This is a genomic window from Streptomyces sp. NPDC092952, assembly GCF_044754785.1.
Lineage (GTDB): Bacteria > Actinomycetota > Actinomycetes > Streptomycetales > Streptomycetaceae > Streptomyces.
The window spans coordinates 313,196-332,230 of sequence record NZ_JBIVPT010000008.1; the positions used below are offsets into that span (position 1 = coordinate 313,196).

At 72.2% G+C, this 19,035-nt stretch carries 17 protein-coding genes; 4 read left to right on the forward strand and 13 right to left on the reverse strand.

The features are described 5' to 3' along the window. Window positions 1-24: 24 nt before the first annotated feature. The 6 genes from ACIQGQ_RS21795 to ACIQGQ_RS21820 all read right to left on the reverse strand — a co-directional run bounded on the left by ACIQGQ_RS21795 (window position 25) and on the right by ACIQGQ_RS21820 (window position 6,602). On the reverse strand, window positions 25-630 hold the full coding sequence (locus ACIQGQ_RS21795) for a TetR/AcrR family transcriptional regulator (protein WP_402398285.1): 606 nt from the start codon (window positions 628-630) through the stop codon (window positions 25-27). Between the two features lie 4 nt (window positions 631-634). Continuing rightward, window positions 635-1,648: an agmatine/peptidylarginine deiminase gene (locus ACIQGQ_RS21800; protein WP_402398286.1), complete on the reverse strand. Its 1,014-nt coding sequence runs from the start codon at window positions 1,646-1,648 to the stop codon at window positions 635-637. A gap of 31 nt (window positions 1,649-1,679) precedes the next feature. Then, on the reverse strand, window positions 1,680-3,368 hold the full coding sequence (locus ACIQGQ_RS21805) for an urease subunit alpha (protein ID WP_402398287.1): 1,689 nt from the start codon (window positions 3,366-3,368) through the stop codon (window positions 1,680-1,682). Next, the gene (gene ureA / locus ACIQGQ_RS21810) at window positions 3,365-4,045 is read right to left on the reverse strand and encodes an urease subunit gamma (protein WP_352276190.1); all 681 of its coding nucleotides are present in this window, start codon (window positions 4,043-4,045) and stop codon (window positions 3,365-3,367) included. The genes ACIQGQ_RS21805 and ureA overlap by 4 nt, the downstream gene beginning before the upstream one ends. Window positions 4,046-4,230: 185 nt before the next feature. Beyond that, window positions 4,231-5,319 carry a branched-chain amino acid aminotransferase gene (locus tag ACIQGQ_RS21815; RefSeq protein ID WP_402398288.1) on the reverse strand — a complete coding sequence of 363 codons (1,089 nt, stop codon included), beginning with the start codon at window positions 5,317-5,319 and terminating at the stop codon, window positions 4,231-4,233. Window positions 5,320-5,561: 242 nt separating this feature from the next. Then, complete coding sequence (locus tag ACIQGQ_RS21820; RefSeq protein WP_402398289.1) at window positions 5,562-6,602, reverse strand: 3-isopropylmalate dehydrogenase; 1,041 nt, start codon at window positions 6,600-6,602, stop codon at window positions 5,562-5,564. A gap of 129 nt (window positions 6,603-6,731) precedes the next feature. On the opposite strand from ACIQGQ_RS21820, the gene ACIQGQ_RS21825 reads away from it, so the two are divergent. After that, window positions 6,732-8,288 (forward strand): purple acid phosphatase family protein, encoded by a 1,557-nt coding sequence (locus ACIQGQ_RS21825; protein WP_402398290.1) that lies wholly within the window; start codon window positions 6,732-6,734, stop codon window positions 8,286-8,288. A gap of 12 nt (window positions 8,289-8,300) precedes the next feature. On the opposite strand, the gene ACIQGQ_RS21830 is transcribed toward ACIQGQ_RS21825, so the two are convergent. Continuing rightward, window positions 8,301-8,429 carry a hypothetical protein gene (locus ACIQGQ_RS21830; RefSeq protein ID WP_352276183.1) on the reverse strand — a complete coding sequence of 43 codons (129 nt, stop codon included), beginning with the start codon at window positions 8,427-8,429 and terminating at the stop codon, window positions 8,301-8,303. A gap of 486 nt (window positions 8,430-8,915) precedes the next feature. On the opposite strand from ACIQGQ_RS21830, the gene ACIQGQ_RS21835 reads away from it, so the two are divergent. Further along, a complete protein-coding gene (locus tag ACIQGQ_RS21835; protein ID WP_402398291.1) occupies window positions 8,916-9,644 on the forward strand; it encodes a nitroreductase family protein in 729 nt (242 codons plus the stop codon). A gap of 110 nt (window positions 9,645-9,754) precedes the next feature. Here the strand turns inward: ACIQGQ_RS21835 and pruA are convergent, their stop codons facing one another. Together pruA and ACIQGQ_RS21845 are read right to left on the reverse strand one after the other, a co-directional pair. Further along, complete coding sequence (pruA, locus tag ACIQGQ_RS21840) at window positions 9,755-11,386, reverse strand: L-glutamate gamma-semialdehyde dehydrogenase (protein WP_402398292.1); 1,632 nt, start codon at window positions 11,384-11,386, stop codon at window positions 9,755-9,757. Window positions 11,387-11,433: 47 nt separating this feature from the next. Next, window positions 11,434-12,360: a proline dehydrogenase family protein gene (locus tag ACIQGQ_RS21845; protein WP_402398293.1), complete on the reverse strand. Its 927-nt coding sequence runs from the start codon at window positions 12,358-12,360 to the stop codon at window positions 11,434-11,436. Window positions 12,361-12,539: 179 nt separating this feature from the next. Here ACIQGQ_RS21845 and ACIQGQ_RS21850 point away from each other — a divergent pair, with 179 nt between their 5' ends. Continuing rightward, window positions 12,540-13,682, forward strand: coding sequence for a PucR family transcriptional regulator (locus tag ACIQGQ_RS21850; RefSeq protein ID WP_402398294.1), 1,143 nt, complete (start codon window positions 12,540-12,542; stop codon window positions 13,680-13,682). Here ACIQGQ_RS21850 and ACIQGQ_RS21855 read toward each other — a convergent pair. After that, window positions 13,657-14,574 (reverse strand): LysR family transcriptional regulator, encoded by a 918-nt coding sequence (locus ACIQGQ_RS21855; protein ID WP_402398295.1) that lies wholly within the window; start codon window positions 14,572-14,574, stop codon window positions 13,657-13,659. The two genes, ACIQGQ_RS21850 and ACIQGQ_RS21855, sit on opposite strands and share 26 nt — an antisense overlap. A gap of 93 nt (window positions 14,575-14,667) precedes the next feature. Here ACIQGQ_RS21855 and ACIQGQ_RS21860 point away from each other — a divergent pair, with 93 nt between their 5' ends. Next, the gene (locus tag ACIQGQ_RS21860) at window positions 14,668-15,834 is read left to right on the forward strand and encodes a nuclear transport factor 2 family protein (protein WP_402398296.1); all 1,167 of its coding nucleotides are present in this window, start codon (window positions 14,668-14,670) and stop codon (window positions 15,832-15,834) included. A gap of 6 nt (window positions 15,835-15,840) precedes the next feature. On the opposite strand, the gene ACIQGQ_RS21865 is transcribed toward ACIQGQ_RS21860, so the two are convergent. The 3 genes from ACIQGQ_RS21865 to ilvC all read right to left on the reverse strand — a co-directional run. Further along, window positions 15,841-16,470 carry a TetR/AcrR family transcriptional regulator gene (locus ACIQGQ_RS21865; protein WP_402398297.1) on the reverse strand — a complete coding sequence of 210 codons (630 nt, stop codon included), beginning with the start codon at window positions 16,468-16,470 and terminating at the stop codon, window positions 15,841-15,843. 78 nt (window positions 16,471-16,548) lie between these two features. Then, complete coding sequence (serA, locus tag ACIQGQ_RS21870) at window positions 16,549-18,141, reverse strand: phosphoglycerate dehydrogenase (protein WP_402398298.1); 1,593 nt, start codon at window positions 18,139-18,141, stop codon at window positions 16,549-16,551. 272 nt (window positions 18,142-18,413) lie between these two features. Further along, window positions 18,414-19,035: ketol-acid reductoisomerase (ilvC, locus tag ACIQGQ_RS21875; RefSeq protein ID WP_402398299.1), on the reverse strand; the 622-nt coding region annotated here is incomplete at its 5' end.

Here is a 19,035-nt window from a genome sequence, read left to right on the forward strand (position 1 = left end):
GGCGGTGCGGGGCCGTCGCGGGCCTCACCGGGCGAGCAGCGACTCCTCGACGAACTCCCCGACCCGGGCGAGGACCTGGTCGCGTCCGGTGCCGGGGAGGCCGACCGCGACATGCACGCTGAAGCCGTCGAGCAGGGCGCGCAGCCGGGCCGCGAACCGTCCGGCGTCGACCGGGCGGAACTCCCCGGCCGCCGTGCCCCGCGCCAGCAGCTCCACCAGGTCGCGCTGCCAGGCCTCCTCGACGGCGGCCTGCCGGGCGCGGGCGTCGTCGTCCGCGTTCCGCGAGCGGTTCCACACCTCCAGCCAGAGCGTCCAGTGCGGGTCGCCGGGGCCGTCGGGGAGGTAGAGGCCGATGTACCCGTCGAGCTGTTCGCGGGCGGTGCCCGGTCCGGACAGCAGGGCGTGCCGCCGTTCCCCGAGCCGCTCCTCGCTCCACTCCAGGGTCTGGAGCAGCAGCTCGTCCTTGGTCCGGAAGTAGTAGAGGAGGTGCCCGCTGCTCATCTGGACCTCGCGCCCGAGCCCGGCCATCGTGAGGCCGTCCAGTCCGCGCTCGGCGATGGTCGCCATGGCGGCGGCCAGCAGTTCCTCGCGGGGCGGGGCGGTGTTGCGGCGGCGGGGCTCGGGGGGCACGGTGTCAGACCTTCGGCTGCTGCTGGGTGATGCAGTGGATGCCTCCACCGCCGGCGAAGATCGTACGCGCGTCGACGAGGGTGACCGTGCGGTCGGGGAAGAGCTCGCCGAAGACGGCGGCCGCTTCCTGGTCGCGCGGGTCGTCGAAGGCGCAGAGGACCACGCCGCCGTTGCAGAGGTAGTGGTTGATGTAGGAGTAGTCGACCCACTCCCCGTCCGCCTTCAGCACGGTGGGCGCCTTGACCTCGACGACCTCCAGCGAGCGGCCCCGGGCGTCGGTGGCCCCGCGCAGGATGCGCACGGTCTCCCGGGTGATCTCGTGGTCGGGGTGGGCCGGGTCGGGCTGGACGTGGACGACGACGGTGCCGGGGCGGGCGAAGGCGGCGACGATGTCGACATGGCCGAGGGTGCCGTAGTCGCCGTAGTCGCCGGCCAGTCCGCGCGGCAGCCAGATCGCCTTCTCGGTGCCGAGCCGGGCGTGGACCTCGGACTCGACCTGCTCGCGGGTCCAGTCGGGGTTGCGCTCCTTGCCGAGCTGGACGGTCTCGGTGAGCAGGACGGTGCCCTCGCCGTCCACGTGGATCGCGCCGCCCTCGTTGACCAGGCGGGAGCTGTGCACGGGGACGTCGGCGAGTTCGGCGACGGCGCGGGCGATGTGCTGGTCGTGCTCCCAGCGGGCCCAGCCCTGGTCGCCCCAGCCGTTGAACGTCCAGTCGACGGCGGCCAGCCTCGTCCCGTCGGTGACGAAGGTGGGGCCGATGTCCCGCATCCAGGCGTCGTCCAGGGGGCGTACGGCGATCTCCACGTCCGGGCCGAGCAGGGCGCGGGCGCCGTCCTCCTGGCCGGGGCCGACGACCACGGTGACCGGCTCGAAGCGGCGCACGGCGCGGGCGACGGTGGCCCAGGCGTCCCGGGCGGCGGCCAGTTCGGCCTCGGTCCCGAAGGTGGGGTTGGGGCCGGGCCAGGCCATCCAGGTGCGTTCGTGCGGGGCCCACTCGGGGGGCATGCGGAAGGTCATCGGGTGTCCTGAGGGGAGGTCGGAGGGGGTGTCAGAGGAAGTAGAGGCGGTTGAGGGAGACGGAGTCGGCCGGCTCGGAGCGCAGCGGGTCGCCGTCCAGGGTGACCAGGCCGCTGCGGGCGTCCACGGCGACCTCCCCGGTGCGGGAGTTGTGGACCAGGTCGCCGGGGCCGATGCCCCGGGTGCCGCGTACGCCGACGCGGCGGCGCCGGGTGGGCATCTCGTCGGCGCCGAGCTGGGCCGCCGCCTGCGAGACGAAGGCCACGGAGAGGTCGGCGGCGGTGGCCCCGTGCGCCCCGAACTGCGGTCCGAGGACCAGGGGTTCGCAGGTGTCGGTGGCGGCGTTGGGATCACCGGTGACCCCGTACGCGGGGAAGCCGGCCTTCAGGACCAGCTGCGGCTTGGCGCCGAAGAACTCGGGCCGCCACAGCACGATGTCGGCCAGCTTGCCGGTCTCGATGGAGCCGACCTCGTGCGAGAGGCCGTGGGCGATGGCGGGGTTGATGGTCAGCTTGGCGATGTAGCGCAGCACCCGGGCGTTGTCGTCGCCCGGACCGTCGCCCTCCATCGGGCCCAGCTCCGCCTTCATCTTCCCGGCCATCGCGAAGGTGCGGCGCACCGTCTCGCCGGCCCGGCCCATGCCCTGCGCGTCGGAGGAGGTGATGCCGATGGCGCCCAGGTCGTGCAGGACGTCCTCGGCGCCCATCGTCCCGGCGCGGATCCGGTCGCGGGCCATCGCGGCGTCGCCGGGCAGGTCGGTCTTGAGGTCGTGCACGGAGACGATCATCCCGTAGTGCTCGGCGACCGCGTCCCGGCCGAAGGGCAGCGTCGGGTTGGTGGACGAGCCGATGACGTTGGCCACGCCCGCCATCTTCAGGACGTTGGGGACGTGCCCGCCGCCGCAGCCCTCGATGTGGAAGGCGTGGATCGTACGGCCCTCCAGGACGCGGAGGGTGTCCTCGACCGACAGGCACTCGTTCAGCCCGTCGCTGTGCAGGGCGACCTGGACGTCGTGCTCCTCGGCGACCCGGAGCGCGGTGTCCAGGGCGCGGGTGTGGGCGCCCATGTCCTCGTGGACCTTGAAACCGCAGGCCCCGCCCTCCGCCAGCGCCTCGACCAGCGGGGCCTGGTGGGAGGACGAACCGCGGCCCAGGAAGCCGATGTTGACCGGCCAGGCGTCGAAGGCGTTGAAGGCGTGGCGCAGCGCCCAGGGCGAGTTGACGCCGACGCCCCAGACCGGGCCGAACTCCTGGCCGATGATCGTGGTGACGCCGGAGGCGAGCGACGCCTCCATGATCCGGGGCGAGAGCAGGTGGACATGGGTGTCGACGGCGCCCGCCGTGGCGATCATGCCCTCGCCGGAGACGATGGTGGTGCCGGTGCCGACGACCACGTCGACACCGTCCAGGGTGTCCGGGTTCCCGGCCCGGCCGATCGCGGCGATCCGGCCCTCGCGGATGCCGATCGACACCTTGCGGATGCCCTGCACGGCGTCGATGACCAGGACGTTGCTGATGACGACGTCGCAGGTGTCGCGGACCGCGGCGGCCTTGAGGTGGAGGCCGTCGCGGGCGGTCTTGCCGAACCCCGCGAGGAACTCCTCGCCGTACGCCTGGGCGTCGGACTCGACGCGGACGGTCAGCCCGGAGTCGCCGAGCCTCACCCGGTCGCCGGCGCGCGGGCCGTGGACGGAGGCGTACTCGTACGGGTCGATGCTCATCGTTCAGCTCCCAGGTATCCACAGGCGGCCGCGCGCCGCAGGGCCTCCTCGCGTGCGCCGGGCGCGTCCAGCGGCCCGTCCACCAGTCCGGCGAAGCCGATCGCGATCCGTTCGCCGCCGATCGGTACGAGCCCGACCTCGACGCTCTCGCCCGGCCCGAACCGCACGGAGGACCCGGCGGGGACGCAGAGCCGCATCCCGTAGGCGTCGGCGCGGGCGAAGTCGAGCCGGGGGTTGGCCTCGAAGAAGTGGAAGTGCGAGGTCACCGAGACCGGCACGGCCGCGGTGTTGCGGACGGTCAGCCGTACCGCGGGCTCCGGCTCGGGCGCGGCCGGTCCGGGCAGGACGGCCCCGGGGGCCTCGTCGCCCAGCCCGTCGCCGAGCGGCCGGGACACCACGGCGAGCCGTGAGCCGTCGTCGAAGACGGCCTCCACATGGACCTCGGTGACCACGTCGGCGACGCCCGGCAGCACATCGTCGGGGCCGAGCACCGAGCGGGCCGCCTCGATCGCCTCGGCGAGCCGGAGCCCGTCGCGGGCCGCCTCGCAGACGGTGTCCGCGATCAGGGCGGTGGCCTCGGGGACGTTGAGCCGGAGCCCGCGGGCGCGGCGGGCACGGGCCAGCTCGGCGGCGCTGAACAGCAGCAGCCGGTCACGTTCCGTCGGAGTCAGTCTCATGTCTCCACACCTCTCGGTTAGAGCGTCACTCTAACTCAAGGTTAGAGCACCGCTCTAAACATGTGGGAGGACCCACTCCGGGACGCCCGCCCCTCCCCCGGGCATGCGGAAGCCGCGCCGGCGAAGCGCCTGGCGCGGCTTTCACACGTACGGCCCGGACCGGGCCCCTGCCCGGATCGGGGCGGTCAGCCCAGGGGGTGCATCCAGCCGTGGGTGTCCTCGACGGTGCCGCGCTGGATGTCGAGCAGCCGCTCGCGCAGCTTCATCGTGACCGCGCCGGGCGCGCCGTCACCCTGGACCCACTCGGCGCCCGCGCACTTGACGGTGCCGACGGGGGTGATGACGGCGGCGGTGCCGCAGGCGAAGACCTCGGTGAGGCTGCCGTTCGCGCTGTCGTCGCGCCACTGGTCGATGGAGACGCGGCCCTCCTCGGACTCGTAGCCGAGGTCACGGGCGACCTGGAGCAGCGAGTCGCGGGTGACACCGGCGAGCAGCGAGCCGGTCAGCGCCGGGGTGACGATCTTGTTCCCGTACACGAAGTACAGGTTCATCCCGCCGAGCTCCTCGACCCACTTGTGCTCGATCGCGTCGAGGTAGGCGACCTGGTCGCAGCCCTTCTCGGCGGCCTCGGCCTGGGCGAGCAGGGACGCGGCGTAGTTGCCGCCGGTCTTGGCGTCGCCCATGCCGCCGGGGACGGCGCGCACCCGGTCCTCGGAGAGCCAGATGGAGACCGGCTTCACACCACCGGGGAAGTAGGCGCCCGCGGGCGAGGCGATCACCGCGAACAGGTACTCGTTGGCGGGCTTCACCCCGAGGCCGACCTCGGTCGCGATCATGAATGGGCGCAGGTAGAGGGACTCCTCGCCGCCGTGCGCGGGCACCCACGCCTTGTCCTGCTGGACCAGCGCGTCACAGGCCTCGATGAAGGTCTCGACGGGCAGCTCCGGCATGGCCAGGCGGCGGGCGGAGGCCTGGAAGCGCTTGGCGTTGGCCTCGGGGCGGAAGGTGGCGACGCTGCCGTCGGGGCGGCGGTACGCCTTGAGGCCCTCGAAGATCTCCTGGGCGTAGTGGAAGACGGTGGTGGCCGGGTCGAGCGAGAGCGGGCCGTAGGGGATGAGCTGGCCGTCGTGCCAGCCGCGCCCCTCGGTCCAGCGGATCGTCACCATGTGGTCGGTGAAACGGCGGCCGAAACCGGGGTCGACCATGCTGGCCTCGCGCTCCGCGTCGGACAGGGGGTTCGAGGAGGGCTTGAGCTCGATCGTGGGCGTCGTCATGAGTGCGTGTCCTTCACCGGTTGTATGGGCTGGACCGCGTTCACGCCGCTCCCGCCGGGCGGGTACGAGGACGCCCGAGCTTTCGTTCGAGGCGCGGCCCCGTTCGATTATCGCTCCCGGGCGGCCGTGCGGGAAAACAAGACGCGAACACGGTCCGGTGGTCGATGGTGACACCCGGGACGGCGCAGGTGAAGCCGCCGGGTGCGGTTGCTGCCCGGCGGCTTCGAAGCGGAGTCGTCGGGTCAGCCCGCTACGCGTACCGCGAGCGCGTCGCCGATCTGTTCGGTCGTGCGGTTCGAACCGTCGCGCTCCGCGAGGTCGGCGGAGACGGCGTCCTCGATGCGCGCGGCCGCGGACTCGTGGCCGAGGTGGCGCAGCAGGAGGGCGACGGAGAGGACCGTGGCGGTCGGGTCGGCCTTGCCCTGGCCCGCGATGTCGGGCGCGGAGCCGTGGACGGGCTCGAACATCGACGGGAAGGCGCCCGTCGGGTTGATGTTGCCGGAGGCGGCCAGGCCGATACCACCGGTCACGGCGGCGGCGAGGTCGGTGAGGATGTCGCCGAAGAGGTTGTCGGTGACGATGACGTCGAAGCGCTCCGGCTGGGTGACGAAGAAGATCGTCGCGGCGTCGACGTGCAGGTAGTCGGTGGTGACCTCGGGGTACTCGGCCGCGATCCGGTCGAAGGTGTTCTTCCAGAGGTGGCCCGCGTAGACCAGGACGTTGTTCTTGTGGACCAGCGTCAGCTTCTTGCGCGGGCGGGCGTCGGCCCGCTCGAAGGCGTCGCGGACGACCCGCTCGACGCCGTACGCCGTGTTCAGGCTGACCTCGGTGGCGACCTCGGCGGGGGTGCCGGTGCGCAGCGAGCCGCCGTTGCCGGTGTACGGGCCCTCGGTGCCCTCGCGGACGACGACGAAGTCGATGTCCGGGCGGCCGGCCAGCGGGGTCGCGGTGTTCGGGAAGAGCTTGGAGGGACGCAGGTTGATGAAGTGGTCGAAGGCGAACCGCAGCTTCAGCAGGAGCCCGCGCTCCAGGACCCCGGACGGCACGGAGGGGTCGCCGATCGCGCCGAGCAGGATGGCGTCGTGGCCCTTGAGGGCTTCGAGCTCCGCGTCCGGGAGGGTCTCACCGGTGCGGTGCCAGCGCCGGGCGCCGAGGTCGTACTCCTTGGTCTCCAGCTTCACGTCCTGCGGGAGGGCGGCGCGGAGAACCTTGAGTCCCTGGGCCACGACCTCCTGGCCGATACCGTCACCGGGGATCACTGCGAGATTGATGCTGGAAGACATGGACGCACCCTACTGCTCGTCCCACTCCATGACACGCGGCGTCCACCATGCGGACACAGGGAGGGCCATACGCGTGCCGTTCGCCCGGACGGCCGGACATCGTCGGCCGACGGGCGGATGTTCTCTTCCATGGACATCCCCCGTTTCGGAATCCCCGAGAAGCTCGCCGCCCGGATGAGCATGGCCGAGCAGCACGCGTACCTGCGCACCCGGCTGACCCGGCGCGGCACCCTCCGCGCGGGCGTGGCGGCCGCCGCCGGCGCCGGACTCGCCGCCCGGCCCGCCCAGGCCGCCCCCACCGTGCTCACCGCGCCCCGCGCCTCCACCCGGGTGGACGGTTCACTGGTGGCGCCGTTCGGCCGGCATCTGGCGTACGGCGCCGACCCGAGGACGCAGATGTCGGTCGCCTGGCAGGTCCCGTTCGCGGTGGAGCGGCCCTTTCTGCGCATCGGCCTCCAGCCGTGGGCGCTGAGCCGCCGGATCGACGCCGAGGTCCGCCATCTGACCACCCCGGAGCTGAACGGCGGGAAGATCGCCGCAGCCGAGCAGTTCTATCTGCACGCGGGCCTGGAGCGGCTGCGGCCGGGCACCACGTACTACTACGGGGTCGGCCACCAGGGCTTCGACCCCGCCGACTCCCGCAACCTGGGCACGCTCGGCACCTTCACCACCGCGCCCGCCCGCGCGGAGCCCTTCACCTTCACCGCCTTCGGCGACCAGGGCGTCAGCTACGACGCGCTCGGCAACGACCAGCTGATCCTCGGCCAGAACCCGGCCTTCCACCTGCACGCGGGCGACCTCTGCTACGCGGACCCGTTCGGTTCGGGGCGCCCCGCCGACGGCTACGACGCCCGCACCTGGGACCAGTACCTGGCGCAGACCGAGACGGTGGCCAGGACCGTGCCGTGGATGGTCACCACCGGCAACCACGACATGGAGGCGTGGTACTCGCCGGACGGCTACGGCGGCCAGAACGCCCGCTGGTCGCTGCCCGGCAACGGCCCGGACCCGGTGAACCTGCCCGGCGCCTACTCCTTCGTCCACGGGAACGTGGCCGTCGTCGCGCTGGACGCCAATGACGTCTCCTACGAGATCCCGGCCAACTTCGGGATCAGCGAAGGCCGTCAGACCCGCTGGCTGGACCGGCGCCTGGGCGAGCTGCGGGCCCACCACGACATCGACTTCGTCGTGGTCTTCTTCCACCACTGCGCCTTCTCGACGTCCAGCGTGCACGCCTCCGACGGCGGGGTGCGCGACGCCTGGGTGCCGCTCTTCGAGAAACACCGGGTGGACCTGGTCGTCAACGGCCACAACCACGTCTACGAACGTACCGACGCGATCCTGAACGGCGCCGTCCGGCGCAGGGTGCCGATCGGCGAACGCGTCGACCCGGCCCGGGACGGCATCGTGTACGTCACCGCGGGCGGCGCGGGAAGGGGGCTGATGCGTTTCGCGGTCCCGGACAGCTACGAGGGCCACCCCGCCGAGCGGGAGAGCGTGGACACGTTCCACACGGTCAGGGGAGGCGGGAAGGCGGCCGAGACCGTGGAGTGGTCCCGGGTGCGCTACACCGGGTTCTCGTTCCTGGCCGTGGCGGTCGAGCCCGGCCGCCACCCCCGGATGGAGGTGACGGCGCTCGCCGAGTCGGGCGAGCGCATCGACCACTTCGAGATCGCCCGGGGCTGACCGGGCCGTTCGTCAGTGACCGGTGGAGCCGCCGTTGTCCCTGCGGTCGAGGGCGCGCTGGAGGGCGGCGGCGGCATTCCGGCGCTCCGACTCGGTCGGGCGGTGGGAACGGCGGACACGGCGGAGGGTCGTCTGGACCATGATGGATCGACTCCTTGAGATCACGGGGATTTCGAGATCGAAGATCGAGGATCGAAGATCGTGAAGCTGATTTCGAGATCAGGATTTCGAGGCGCCGGAAGGGCGGGGAACACGCGCCGCAGGGGTTGCCTGCGCGAGGCGCGCGCTCATGACCGCCAGTCGCTGGATCGAGCGTGACGTTCGGCTTCTACAAAGCTAGGGCAGCCGGGCCGGTCTGTCTCCACAGTTACTCGGACTTCCTACTATCTGAGACGGGCACCCGGCCCGAACCCCTCCCGCCGGCCGCCCGATCGCCCGGCCGGATCGACATCGTCCCTGTTCAGCGGGGGTGACGGGGTCGCTCTCCGCGCGGGAGGCAGTTGACCGGCAGGAACCCGGCAATATGCCCGCCGCGTGACGTTCCCGGCACCGCGGCACCCCCGGAAGCCCGGCCTCCGGTCCGTCGCGCCCTGGTCCGGACCAGTCGTGGTCCGCCACACTGCCGCCATGTCCGACACCACGGCCGCCACGGCCGCCACCGCCGCACCCCCGCAGTGGACGCCCGTCCACGGCGCACCCTACGAGCCGGTCCCCTACCGCCCCGAGCGGATGGCGGCCGACGCGTCCCTCGCCACCGCCGCCCGGCTGCGGCGGCGGATGGACGAGCGCAGGACCGTACGCAGCTTCTCCCCCGACCCCGTGCCCGAGCAGGCCGTGCGGGACGCCATAGCCTGCGCCGCGACCGCGCCGTCCGGCGCCCACCAGCAGCCGTGGACCTTCGTCCTGGTCAAGGACCCCGAGGTGCGCCGGCGCATCCGGGAGGCGGCCGAGAACGAGGAGCGGATCAGCTACGACGGGCGGCTCGGCGAGGAGTGGCTGGCGGCGCTGCGCCCGCTGGGCACCGACGCGGTCAAGACCCATATGACGGACGCCCCGGCGCTGCTCGTGGTGTTCCAGCAGCGGTACTGGGTCGGCGAGGACGGCACCCGGCGCAAGCACTACTACGTCGACGAGTCGGTCGGGATCGCGGTCGGCATGCTGCTGAGCGCCCTGCACCAGTCGGGGCTGGCGGCGCTGATCCACACCCCGAGCCCGATGCGCTTCCTGCGCGAGGTGCTCGGCCGCCCGGAGAACGAGAAGGCGTTCGCGGTGATCCCGATCGGCTACCCGGCCGAGGACTGCGAGGTGCCCGGCCTGGTCCGCAAGTCGCTCGACCAGGTGCTCGTGGAGATCTGAGACCGGGCCGTACGGACCCGGAAATGGAAGCCGCCTCCCGGCCGGCAGGGGAACCGGGCGGGAGGCGGAGTTCACGGGAGGGGCGCCGGGGTGGGGCGCCCCGCGGGGTGTCAGCCCTGGTGGGGGTAGGTGTAGTCGGTCGGCGGGACCAGGGTCTCCTTGATGGCCCGGGTCAGGGTCCAGCGCTGGAGGTTCTGCGGGGCGCCCGCCTTGTCGTTGGTGCCCGAGGCCCGGCCGCCACCGAAGGGCTGCTGGCCGACGACGGCACCGGTCGACTTGTCGTTGATGTAGAAGTTGCCCGCGGCGTACCGCAGCTTCTCCATCGTGTACGCGGCGGCGGCGCGGTCGTTCGAGATGACCGAGCCGGTCAGCGCGTAGTCGGAGACCGACTCCATCTGCTCCAGCATCTCGTCGTACTGGTCGTCCTCGTAGACGTGGACGGCGAGGATCGGGCCGAAGTACTCGGTCGTGAAGACCTCGTTCTCCGGGTCGGTGCACTCGATGACGGTCGGGCGGACGAAGTAGCCCACCGAGTCGTCGTACGTGCCGCCCGCGACGATCGTGCAGCTCGGGTCGGCCTTGGCACGGTCGATCGCGGCCTTGTTCTTGGCGAACGAGCGGTCGTCGATGACGGCGCCGATGAAGTTCGACAGGTCGGTGACGTCGCCCATGGTGATCGAGTCGACCTCGGCGGCGAAGGCCTCCTTGAAACCGGAGTTCCAGATGGAGGCCGGGACGTACGCCCGCGAGGAGGCCGAGCACTTCTGGCCCTGGAACTCGAAGGAGCCACGGGTCAGCGCGGTCTTCAGGACGGCCTGGTCGGCCGACGGGTGGGCGACGACGAAGTCCTTGCCACCGGTCTCGCCGACGAGCCGCGGGTAGGTGCGGTAGTTGGCGATGTTGTTGCCGACCGTCTTCCACAGGTGCTGGAAGGTGGGGGTCGAGCCGGTGAAGTGGATCCCGGCCAGGTCGGGGTGGTTCAGCGCGATCTCGGAGACGGCGAGGCCGTCGCCGGTCACCAGGTTGATGACGCCCTTGGGCAGACCGGCCTCCTCCAGCAGCTGCATCAGCAGCACCGCGGCGTGGGTCTGGGTCGGGGACGGCTTCCACACCACGACGTTGCCCATGAGGGCGGGGGCGGTGGGCAGGTTGCCCGCGATGGCCGTGAAGTTGAACGGCGTGATCGCGTAGACGAAGCCCTCCAGCGGGCGGTGGTCCATGCGGTTCCACACACCGGTCGAGTTGGCCGGCGGCTGCTCGGCCAGGATCTGGCGCGCGTAGTGCACGTTGAAGCGCCAGAAGTCGACGAGCTCGCAGGGGGTGTCGATCTCGGCCTGCTGGGCGGTCTTCGACTGGCCGAGCATGGTGGAGGCGGCCATCGTCTCGCGCCACGGGCCGGACAGCAGCTCGGCGGCGCGCAGGATGATCGCGGCACGGTCGTCGAAGGACATCGAGCGCCAGGCCGGGGCGGCGGCGAGCGCGGCGTCGACCGCGTCCTTGGCGTCCTGCTCCGTGGCGTTGGCGTACGTGCCGATGACGGCCTTGTGGTTGTGCGGCTGCACGACGTCGAAGCGCTCGCCGCCGCCCATCCGCTTCTCGCCGCCGATGGTCATCGGCAGCTCGATCGGGTTCTGGCTCAGCTCCTTGAGCTTCTCCTCCAGGCGGGCACGCTCCGGGGAGCCCGGGGCGTAGGAGTGGACCGGCTCGTTGACCGGCGCGGGGACCTGGGTCACAGCGTCCATGGTTTCCGTTGCTCCTTGGGTAGAGAGGTGGAGGGGAGGGGGAGGGCTCAGCCCTTGGTCAGGACGGAACGGCCGAAGAACAGCAGGTTCGCCGGCTTCTCCGCGAGACGGCGCATGAAGTAGCCGTACCAGTCGGTGCCGTACGCGGTGTAGACGCGCATCCGGTGGCCCTCGGCGGCGAGCCGCAGGTGCTCCTCGCTGCGGATGCCGTAGAGCATCTGGAACTCGTACTCGTCCAGCTTGCGCCCGGCGCGGCGGCCCAGCTCCTGGGCGATGGCTATCAGGCGCGGGTCGTGCGACCCGATCATCGGGTAGCCGTCGCCGTCCATGAGGATGCGCAGGATCCGGACGTACGCCTTGTCGATCTCGGCCTTGTCCTGGTACGCGACGGAGGCGGGCTCCTTGTAGGCGCCCTTCACGATGCGGACGCGGCTGCCGGCGGCGGCCAGGCGGCGGGCATCGTCCTCGGTGCGGAACAGGTACGCCTGGATCACGCAGCCGGTCTGCGGGAAGTCCTTCCGCAGCTCCTCGTGGATGGCGAACATCGAGTCGAGGGTGGTGTGGTCCTCGGCGTCCAGGGTGACCGTGGTGCCGATCGCGGCGGCGGCCTCGACGACCGGGCGGACGTTGGCGAGCGCCAGCTCGTGGCCCCCGTCCAGGGACTGACCGAACATGGAGAGCTTCACGGACATCTCGGCCCGGGTGCCCAGGTCCAGCTCCTTGAGCCGCTCGACCAGTTCGAGGTAGGCGTCGCGGGCGGCGGCGGCCTGCTCCGGGGTGGTGATGTCCTCGCCGACCACGTCGAGGGTGACTTCGAGGCCCTTGGCGGCGGCGTCCTCGATGACGGGCACGACCTGGTCGACGGTCTCGCCGGCGATGAACCGGTCGACGACCTGCTTGGTGCCGGGCGCGGCCGAGATGAACCGGCGCATCTTGTCGCTGCGGGACGCGGCGAGAATCACGGGAGCCAGCACGGGGCACCTCCACGGAAAGTACGGAAGAAGGCCATATCGGTCGCGGGGTAACAGACCGGTACAGCACGGAGAACCACCGTGAAATCTAAGGATCGCTCCGATCCTGTGCCATCGACAGCTGTCACGCATCCGCTACCCCGTTCTCAGACATATGTCTGAAGGGGTGCGAGAATGGCCGGGTGAAGGGCGATTACCAGGAGCTGGTCGACGAGATCTCCGGGCTGCTCGGCGCCCCCGCGACGCTGGAGAACCGGGATTTCGGCCTGGTCGCCTTCGGTGCCCACGACAGCGACGACGACAGCGCGATGGACCCGGTCCGCACCCGCTCGATCCTGACCCGCCGCTCCACCCCGGCCGTCCGCGCCTGGTTCGAGGGGTTCGGCATCACCCGCGCCACCGGCCCCGTCCGTATCCCCGCCGCCCCTGAGGCCGGGGTCTTCCGGGACCGGATCTGCCTTCCGGTGCGCCACCGGGGGGCGGTGCTCGGCTACGTGTGGCTGCTGGACGCGCACCCCGGGCCGACCGACGAGCGGCTGGCCGCGGCGATGGAGGTGGCGGCCAGGATCGGTGCGCTGCTGGCCGAGGAGGAGCGGGCGGGCAGCGACCCGTCCCGGGAGTTCGGCGCGCTGCTGACCGCCGGGCGGGGCTGGCAGCGCGACATGGCGGCGGCCGCGCTCGCCGAGGCGCTCGGCCCGGACGCGCAGGGGCTGCACACGGTGGTGTGCGTGACGCCGTGGCCCGAGGAGCCGCCCTCGGTACGTACGGTGCCGTCGGCCGCCGCGCTCGCCCCGGTCGTCGGGACGGGTCAGCCGCACGCGCTGGCCGCGCTGGTCCGGCTGCGCTCCTCGGGGGTGCTCGACCCGGCGTTCGCCGCCGCCGGCCGGCTGCGCGCGGTCGCCGGACGGCCGGTCACCGCCGGCATCGCGGTGCCCCGCCGGGGCCTCGCGGAGCTGGCCCCGGCCTGGCACGAGGCGGTGGCGGCGGCCCGCGCGGCCGCGGCCGAGGCCCGGTTCGGCGAGGTCGTCGAGTGGTCGGCGATCGGACCGTACCGGCTGCTGACCACGCTCCCCGCCCACACCGGCGCGGACCCCGCCGTACGCGCCCTGCTCGCCCCGGCGCACAAGGACCTGGCCCGCACCGCAGAGGTGTTCCTCGACTGCGCGGGCCAGGCGTCCCGGACGGCCGCCGCGCTCGGCGTCCACCGCCAGACCCTCTACTACCGCCTCTCCCGCATCCAGCAGCTCACCGGCCTCGACCTGAACGACGGCGAGGACCGGCTGCTGCTGCACATGGCCCTCAAGAGCGCCCGGCTGGGAGCCTGACCCGGCGGGCCGCCGCGAAGGCGAGGGCGAGCTGGTCCAGGAGCGGCGCGGCGGCCGGGTGCGGGTCGTGGCGCGGGGTGACCGTGTAGACGCCCCGGGTCGGCGGGTCGACCAGGGCGGCGGTGGCGACGTCGGCCCGCAGCGCGCGGGTCAGCACCCCGGGGATCAGCGCGATGGCATGGCCGGCGGCGACCAGGGCCAGCTTTCCGGGGAGATCGGCAGCGGCGAGGTCGATGCGGGCGTCGGTCCCCGCACGGGCCGCGTGGAGCCGCAGCAGCGCCGCCGACCCCTCGTTGTCCTCCACCCAGGTCTCCCCGGCCAGCGCCCGTACGGGTACCGGGTCCGCCCCGGCCCGCGGGTGTCCGGCGGGCAGGGCGACGACCATGTCGTCCACACCGAGGAGCCGTCGCTCGATCCGCCGGTCGTCGGGGAGCCCCGGTGGCGCGTCGGTGACGACGGCGAGGTCGAGGTCGCCGTCGAGCACGCGGGCGCAGAGGTCCGCGCTCAGTCCCGGCAGGAGGCTCCAGGCGAGCGGGCCCCCGGACTCCAGCAGCCCCCGGACCGCCTCGGGAACGACCCCCGCGGCCAGTGACGGGGTCGCGCCGACGGTCAGCGGCCGGGCGGCGGATCCGTGCCCGGCGTCCCGGGCGGCGCGCACGGCGCGGTCGGCCTCGTTGAGCGTGGCCCGGGCATGGCGCAGGAACGCCTCACCGGCCGGCGTCGGACGCACCCCGCGCGCATGACGCTCCATCAGGCTCGCGCCGACCTGGCGTTCGAGGCCGGAGATCTGCCGGGACACGGCGGACTGCGTGTGGTGGAGTTCGGCGGCCGCCGCCGAGAGCGAACCGAGCCGACACACCGTCACAAAGGTCCGCCACACCGTCAGATCCATGGGCCCAGTATGTGCCGGGCATGCGAGCGGCGCATGGCATTTATGCGTGATCTGCGCTTGTGGCAGGGAGCGGTGCGCACCAGTCTGGCGGGCATGAGCACACCTCACTCGATCGCAGTACTCGGCCTGGGGCGCATGGGCGACGCCTTCGCCACCCGCCTCGCCGACCAGGGCCTGGACGTCGTCGGCTGGACGCGGTCCGGGCGCACCCCGACCGCGTACCGGACCACCGCCGATCCCCGCGCGGCGGTGGCCGGGGCCGGCCTCGTCCTCCTCGCGCTGTTCGACGGCCCGGCCTGCGAGCAGGTGATCGACGACGTGCGCCCCGCGCTGCGCGCCGACACGATCGTGGTGAACACCGCCACCGTCTCCCCCGACGAGGCCTCACGGCTGGCCCGGCGGACCGGCCCCGGCTATGTCCACGCCCCCGTGCTCGGTTCCGTGCCGGCGGCCGCCGCCGGCACCCTGGAGATCCTCGCCGCCGCCGACCGCGGCACCCTCGACCGGGCCCGGCCGGTCCTGGAAGCACTGGGCACCGTGCGGTACGCCGACGACCCGGCCACCTCCGCCGCGCTCAAGCTGATCGCCAACAACGGCCTCGCGGGCTCCGTCCTCGCGCTGCGCGAGGCGCTCCAGCAGGCGGACGCCCTCGGGCTCCCCCGCGACCAGGTCCTCGACGTCCTGGAGCTCGGCCGGCTCGGCGGGCTGGTGACCCGCAAACGGCCCCTCCTCACCGCCGGTCCGGCCGCCGGAGACATCCGGGCCGACTTCACCCTCGGCGCCCTGGTCAAGGACATGACGCTGCTCGCCGGGGCGTCCCGGACCCCTTTGCGCAGCGCGGACCGACTGGCCGCCGCCCCCGCCGCCCCCGAGGCCGACATCGCCCTCGCCGCCATGGTCCGGGCGCCGGACGAGGCGGCGCTCCGGCCGCTGCACGCCTACGTCCGGGGTCACGCGACCGGCGACCCGGCACACTTCCGCGACGCGTTCCTGCCCACCGCCCGTATCGAGGGGATGCGCGACGGCGCCTTCGTCTCCTGGACCCTGGACGAGTACGGCGCCCTCTTCCCGGGCCATCCGGCCCCGGACGAACCGGCCCGCACCCGCCGTATCGACACCGTCGACGTCCACGGCTCCGTGGCGACCGCGACGATGACGCTCCACCACGGCGCGGACACCTTCACCGATGTCCTCCTGCTGGTCCACGGCCCGGACGGCCACTGGCGCATCGCCGACAAGGCGTACCACCGGCACCGCTGACGGCGGCTACGACGATTCGCGCCCCGGACCGGGGCCGTCGAGTTCCTGGTCCTCGCGGCCCTCCAGCACGGCCTTCAGCCCGTCCGTCAGGTCCTGGGCGGAGGGGGCGGACTCCTCGTCCATCATCCACTGGACCATCACGCCGATGAGCAGCGCCTGGCAGAACAGCCCGGCCGTCCTCGCCCGCTCCGGGTCCTTCTCCGGGTCGATGCCGAGCATGTTCTCGGCGAGCCCGTCCCGCCCCTCGCGCTGCGGGCCCAGCAGGGCCTCGCGCAGTCCGGGGTCCTTCTCCAGCCGGGAGACGACCTCCATCTGGAGCTGCCAGACCGACCGGGTCTCCGGGTAGCTGGCGATCACCCGCTGCCAGGTGTCGCGGAACTGGTCGAGCGGCGCCGGGGGCCCGCCGCCGTCCGCACCCTCCGCCGCCTCCTCCGGGGAGGTGAGGAGGTCGCCCCACTCCTCCGTCACCCTGAGGAAGGCGAGGTTGAGCAGCGCCTCCTTGGAGCCGTAGTGGTAGCCGATGGAGGCGAGGTTGGTGCCGGAGGCGGCCACGATGTCCCGCGCCGTCGTCCGGGCGTACCCCTTCTCCAGCAGGCAGCGCTTGGCGCCTTCGAGCAGATCCTCACGGTGTCCCATGACAGCAGCGTACCCGGAATCCATACGTACGTGTAAGACGTATGTCTGGATTCCGGGTACGCGACAGCGGTAAGGCCGTCAGTCGGTGAGGTTCACCGTGCGGGCCGAGGCGGCGCCGATCTCCGTGGAGATCTCGGCGAGCACCGAGGCCGGGACGTCGTCGTCGACGGTGAGGACGACCAGCGCCTCGCCGCCCGCGCCGGTCCGGGAGACCTGCATGCCCGCGATGTTCAGACCGGCCTCGCCGAGGATGCGGCCGACGGTGCCGACGACACCGGGGCGGTCCTCGTAGCGCAGCACGACCATGTGGTCGGCCAGGGCCAGGTCCACGTCGTACTCGCCGACGGCGACGATCTTCTGGAGGTGCTTGGGCCCGGCCAGCGTGCCGGAGACCGAGATCTCCTCGCCGCCCGAGAGCGTGCCGCGGACGGTGACCACGTTGCGGTGCTCCGGCGACTCGGAGCTGGTGGTGAGGCGGACCTCGACACCGCGCTCCTGCGCGAAGAGCGGGGCGTTCACATAGGACACGGTCTCGTCGACCACGTCCTCGAAGACGCCCTTGAGGGCGGAGAGTTCGAGCACCTTGACGTCGTGCTGGGTGATCTCGCCGTAGACCTCGACGTCGAGGCGGACCGCGACCTCGCCCGCGAGGGCGGTGAAGATGCGGCCGAGCTTCTCGGCGAGCGGCAGCCCCGGGCGCACGTCCTCGGCGATCACGCCGCCCTGGACGTTGACCGCGTCCGGCACCAGCTCACCGGCGAGGGCCAGCCGCACGGACTTGGCGACGGCGATGCCCGCCTTCTCCTGGGCCTCGTCGGTGGAGGCGCCGAGGTGCGGGGTGCAGACGACCTGGTCGAACTCGAAGAGCGGGGAGTCCGTGCAGGGCTCCTTGGCGTACACGTCGAGCCCGGCACCGGCGACCCGGCCCTCCTTGAGGGCGGAGGCGAGCGCCGCCTCGTCCACGATGCCGCCGCGCGCGGCGTTGACGATGCGGACGGAGGGCTTCACCTTGTGCAGCGCCTCGTCGCCGATCAGGCCGATCGTCTCGGGCGTCTTGGGCAGGTGCACGGTGATGAAGTCGGCGACCTGGAGCAGCTCGTCGAGCGAGAGGAGCTTGACGCCCATCTGCGCGGCCCGCGCGGGCTGCACGTAGGGGTCGTACGCGACGATCTTCATGCCGAAGGCCGACATGCGCTGGGCGACCAGGACGCCGATGCGGCCGAGGCCGACGACACCGAGGGTCTTCTCGCTCAGCTCGACGCCGGTGTACTTGGACCGCTTCCACTCGCCGTTCTTGAGCGCGGTGTTGGCCTGCGGGATGTTGCGCGCGGTGGCGACCAGCAGACCGCAGGCCAGTTCGGCGGCGGTGACGATGTTGGAGGTCGGGGCGTTCACGACCATCACGCCGGCCTTGGTGGCGGCGGAGACGTCGACGTTGTCGAGACCGACGCCGGCGCGGGCGACGACCTTCAGCTTCTTGGCGGCGGCGATGGCCTCGGCGTCGACCTTGGTCGCGGAGCGCACCAGGATGGCGTCGACGTCGGCGATCGCGGGGAGGAGCTCGGCGCGGTCCGCGCCGTTGCAGTGCCGGATGTCGAAATCGGGTCCCAGCGCGTCCACCGTGGCGGGCGACAGCTCTTCAGCGATGAGTACGACAGGTTTCGAGCTCACGTGAGTCCTCACAGGTCCAGTGCGGACGGCCGTCCCGACGGCCGCAGGCGTGGAGGGGCTTGCCGCGTGGAAGACGCACGACACTGTGGGCCTGACGCGTGTATGTGTGGAGCAGTGTAGTCATGCACCAGGGCGCATATTGCGCCCCGTTGGAAGGATCACCCACACGGGGGTGGACGACTTGTACACACGTACGACGCCGCGACTTCCAGCGGTGGGGAACGAGAACGCCCCGGGGGCGGGCGGGTGGGCCCGCCCCCGGGGCGTGGGTGCTACGCGTCCTCGTCGTTGACCCAGCTCATGAGCTTGCGCAGCTCGCGGCCGGTGGTCTCCAGGAGGTGGTCGCTGTCGGCCTTCTTGTACTCGTTGTACTTGGGCAGGCCGTTGTGGTACTCGGCCATCCAGTTCTTCGCGAAGGTGCCGTCCTGGATCTCCGCGAGGACCTTCTTCATCTCGGCCTTGGTCGCGTCGGTGATGATCCGAGGCCCGGTCACGTAGTCGCCCCACTCGGCGGTCTCCGAGATCGACCAGCGCATCTTCTCCAGACCGCCCTCGTACATGAGGTCCACGATCAGCTTGAGCTCGTGGAGGCACTCGAAGTACGCGATCTCCGGCTGGTAGCCCGCCTCGGTCAGCGTCTCGAAACCGGCCTTGACCAGCGCCGCCGTGCCACCGCACAGCACCGCCTGCTCACCGAACAGGTCCGTCTCGGTCTCCTCGGTGAACGTGGTCTTGATGACCCCGGCCCGCGTGCCGCCGATCGCCTTCGCGTACGACAGCGCCAGCGCCAGCCCGTTGCCCGTGGGGTCCTGCTCGACCGCCACGATGCACGGAACCCCGCGCCCCTCCTCGTACTGACGGCGCACCAGGTGCCCCGGGCCCTTCGGCGCGACC

Coding starts and splice junctions, on each gene's coding strand:
- ACIQGQ_RS21800 (WP_402398286.1), bottom strand. CDS start 1,648: ATGACCTTCCGCATGCCCCCCGAGTGGGCCCCGCACGAACGCACCTGG.
- ACIQGQ_RS21805 (WP_402398287.1), bottom strand. CDS start 3,368: ATGAGCATCGACCCGTACGAGTACGCCTCCGTCCACGGCCCGCGCGCC.
- ureA (WP_352276190.1), bottom strand. CDS start 4,045: ATGAGACTGACTCCGACGGAACGTGACCGGCTGCTGCTGTTCAGCGCC.
- ACIQGQ_RS21815 (WP_402398288.1), bottom strand. CDS start 5,319: ATGACGACGCCCACGATCGAGCTCAAGCCCTCCTCGAACCCCCTGTCC.
- ACIQGQ_RS21820 (WP_402398289.1), bottom strand. CDS start 6,602: ATGTCTTCCAGCATCAATCTCGCAGTGATCCCCGGTGACGGTATCGGC.
- ACIQGQ_RS21825 (WP_402398290.1), top strand. CDS start 6,732: ATGGACATCCCCCGTTTCGGAATCCCCGAGAAGCTCGCCGCCCGGATG.
- ACIQGQ_RS21830 (WP_352276183.1), bottom strand. CDS start 8,429: ATGGTCCAGACGACCCTCCGCCGTGTCCGCCGTTCCCACCGCCCGACC.
- ACIQGQ_RS21835 (WP_402398291.1), top strand. CDS start 8,916: ATGTCCGACACCACGGCCGCCACGGCCGCCACCGCCGCACCCCCGCAG.
- pruA (WP_402398292.1), bottom strand. CDS start 11,386: ATGGACGCTGTGACCCAGGTCCCCGCGCCGGTCAACGAGCCGGTCCAC.
- ACIQGQ_RS21855 (WP_402398295.1), bottom strand. CDS start 14,574: ATGGATCTGACGGTGTGGCGGACCTTTGTGACGGTGTGTCGGCTCGGT.
- ACIQGQ_RS21860 (WP_402398296.1), top strand. CDS start 14,668: ATGAGCACACCTCACTCGATCGCAGTACTCGGCCTGGGGCGCATGGGC.
- ACIQGQ_RS21865 (WP_402398297.1), bottom strand. CDS start 16,470: ATGGGACACCGTGAGGATCTGCTCGAAGGCGCCAAGCGCTGCCTGCTG.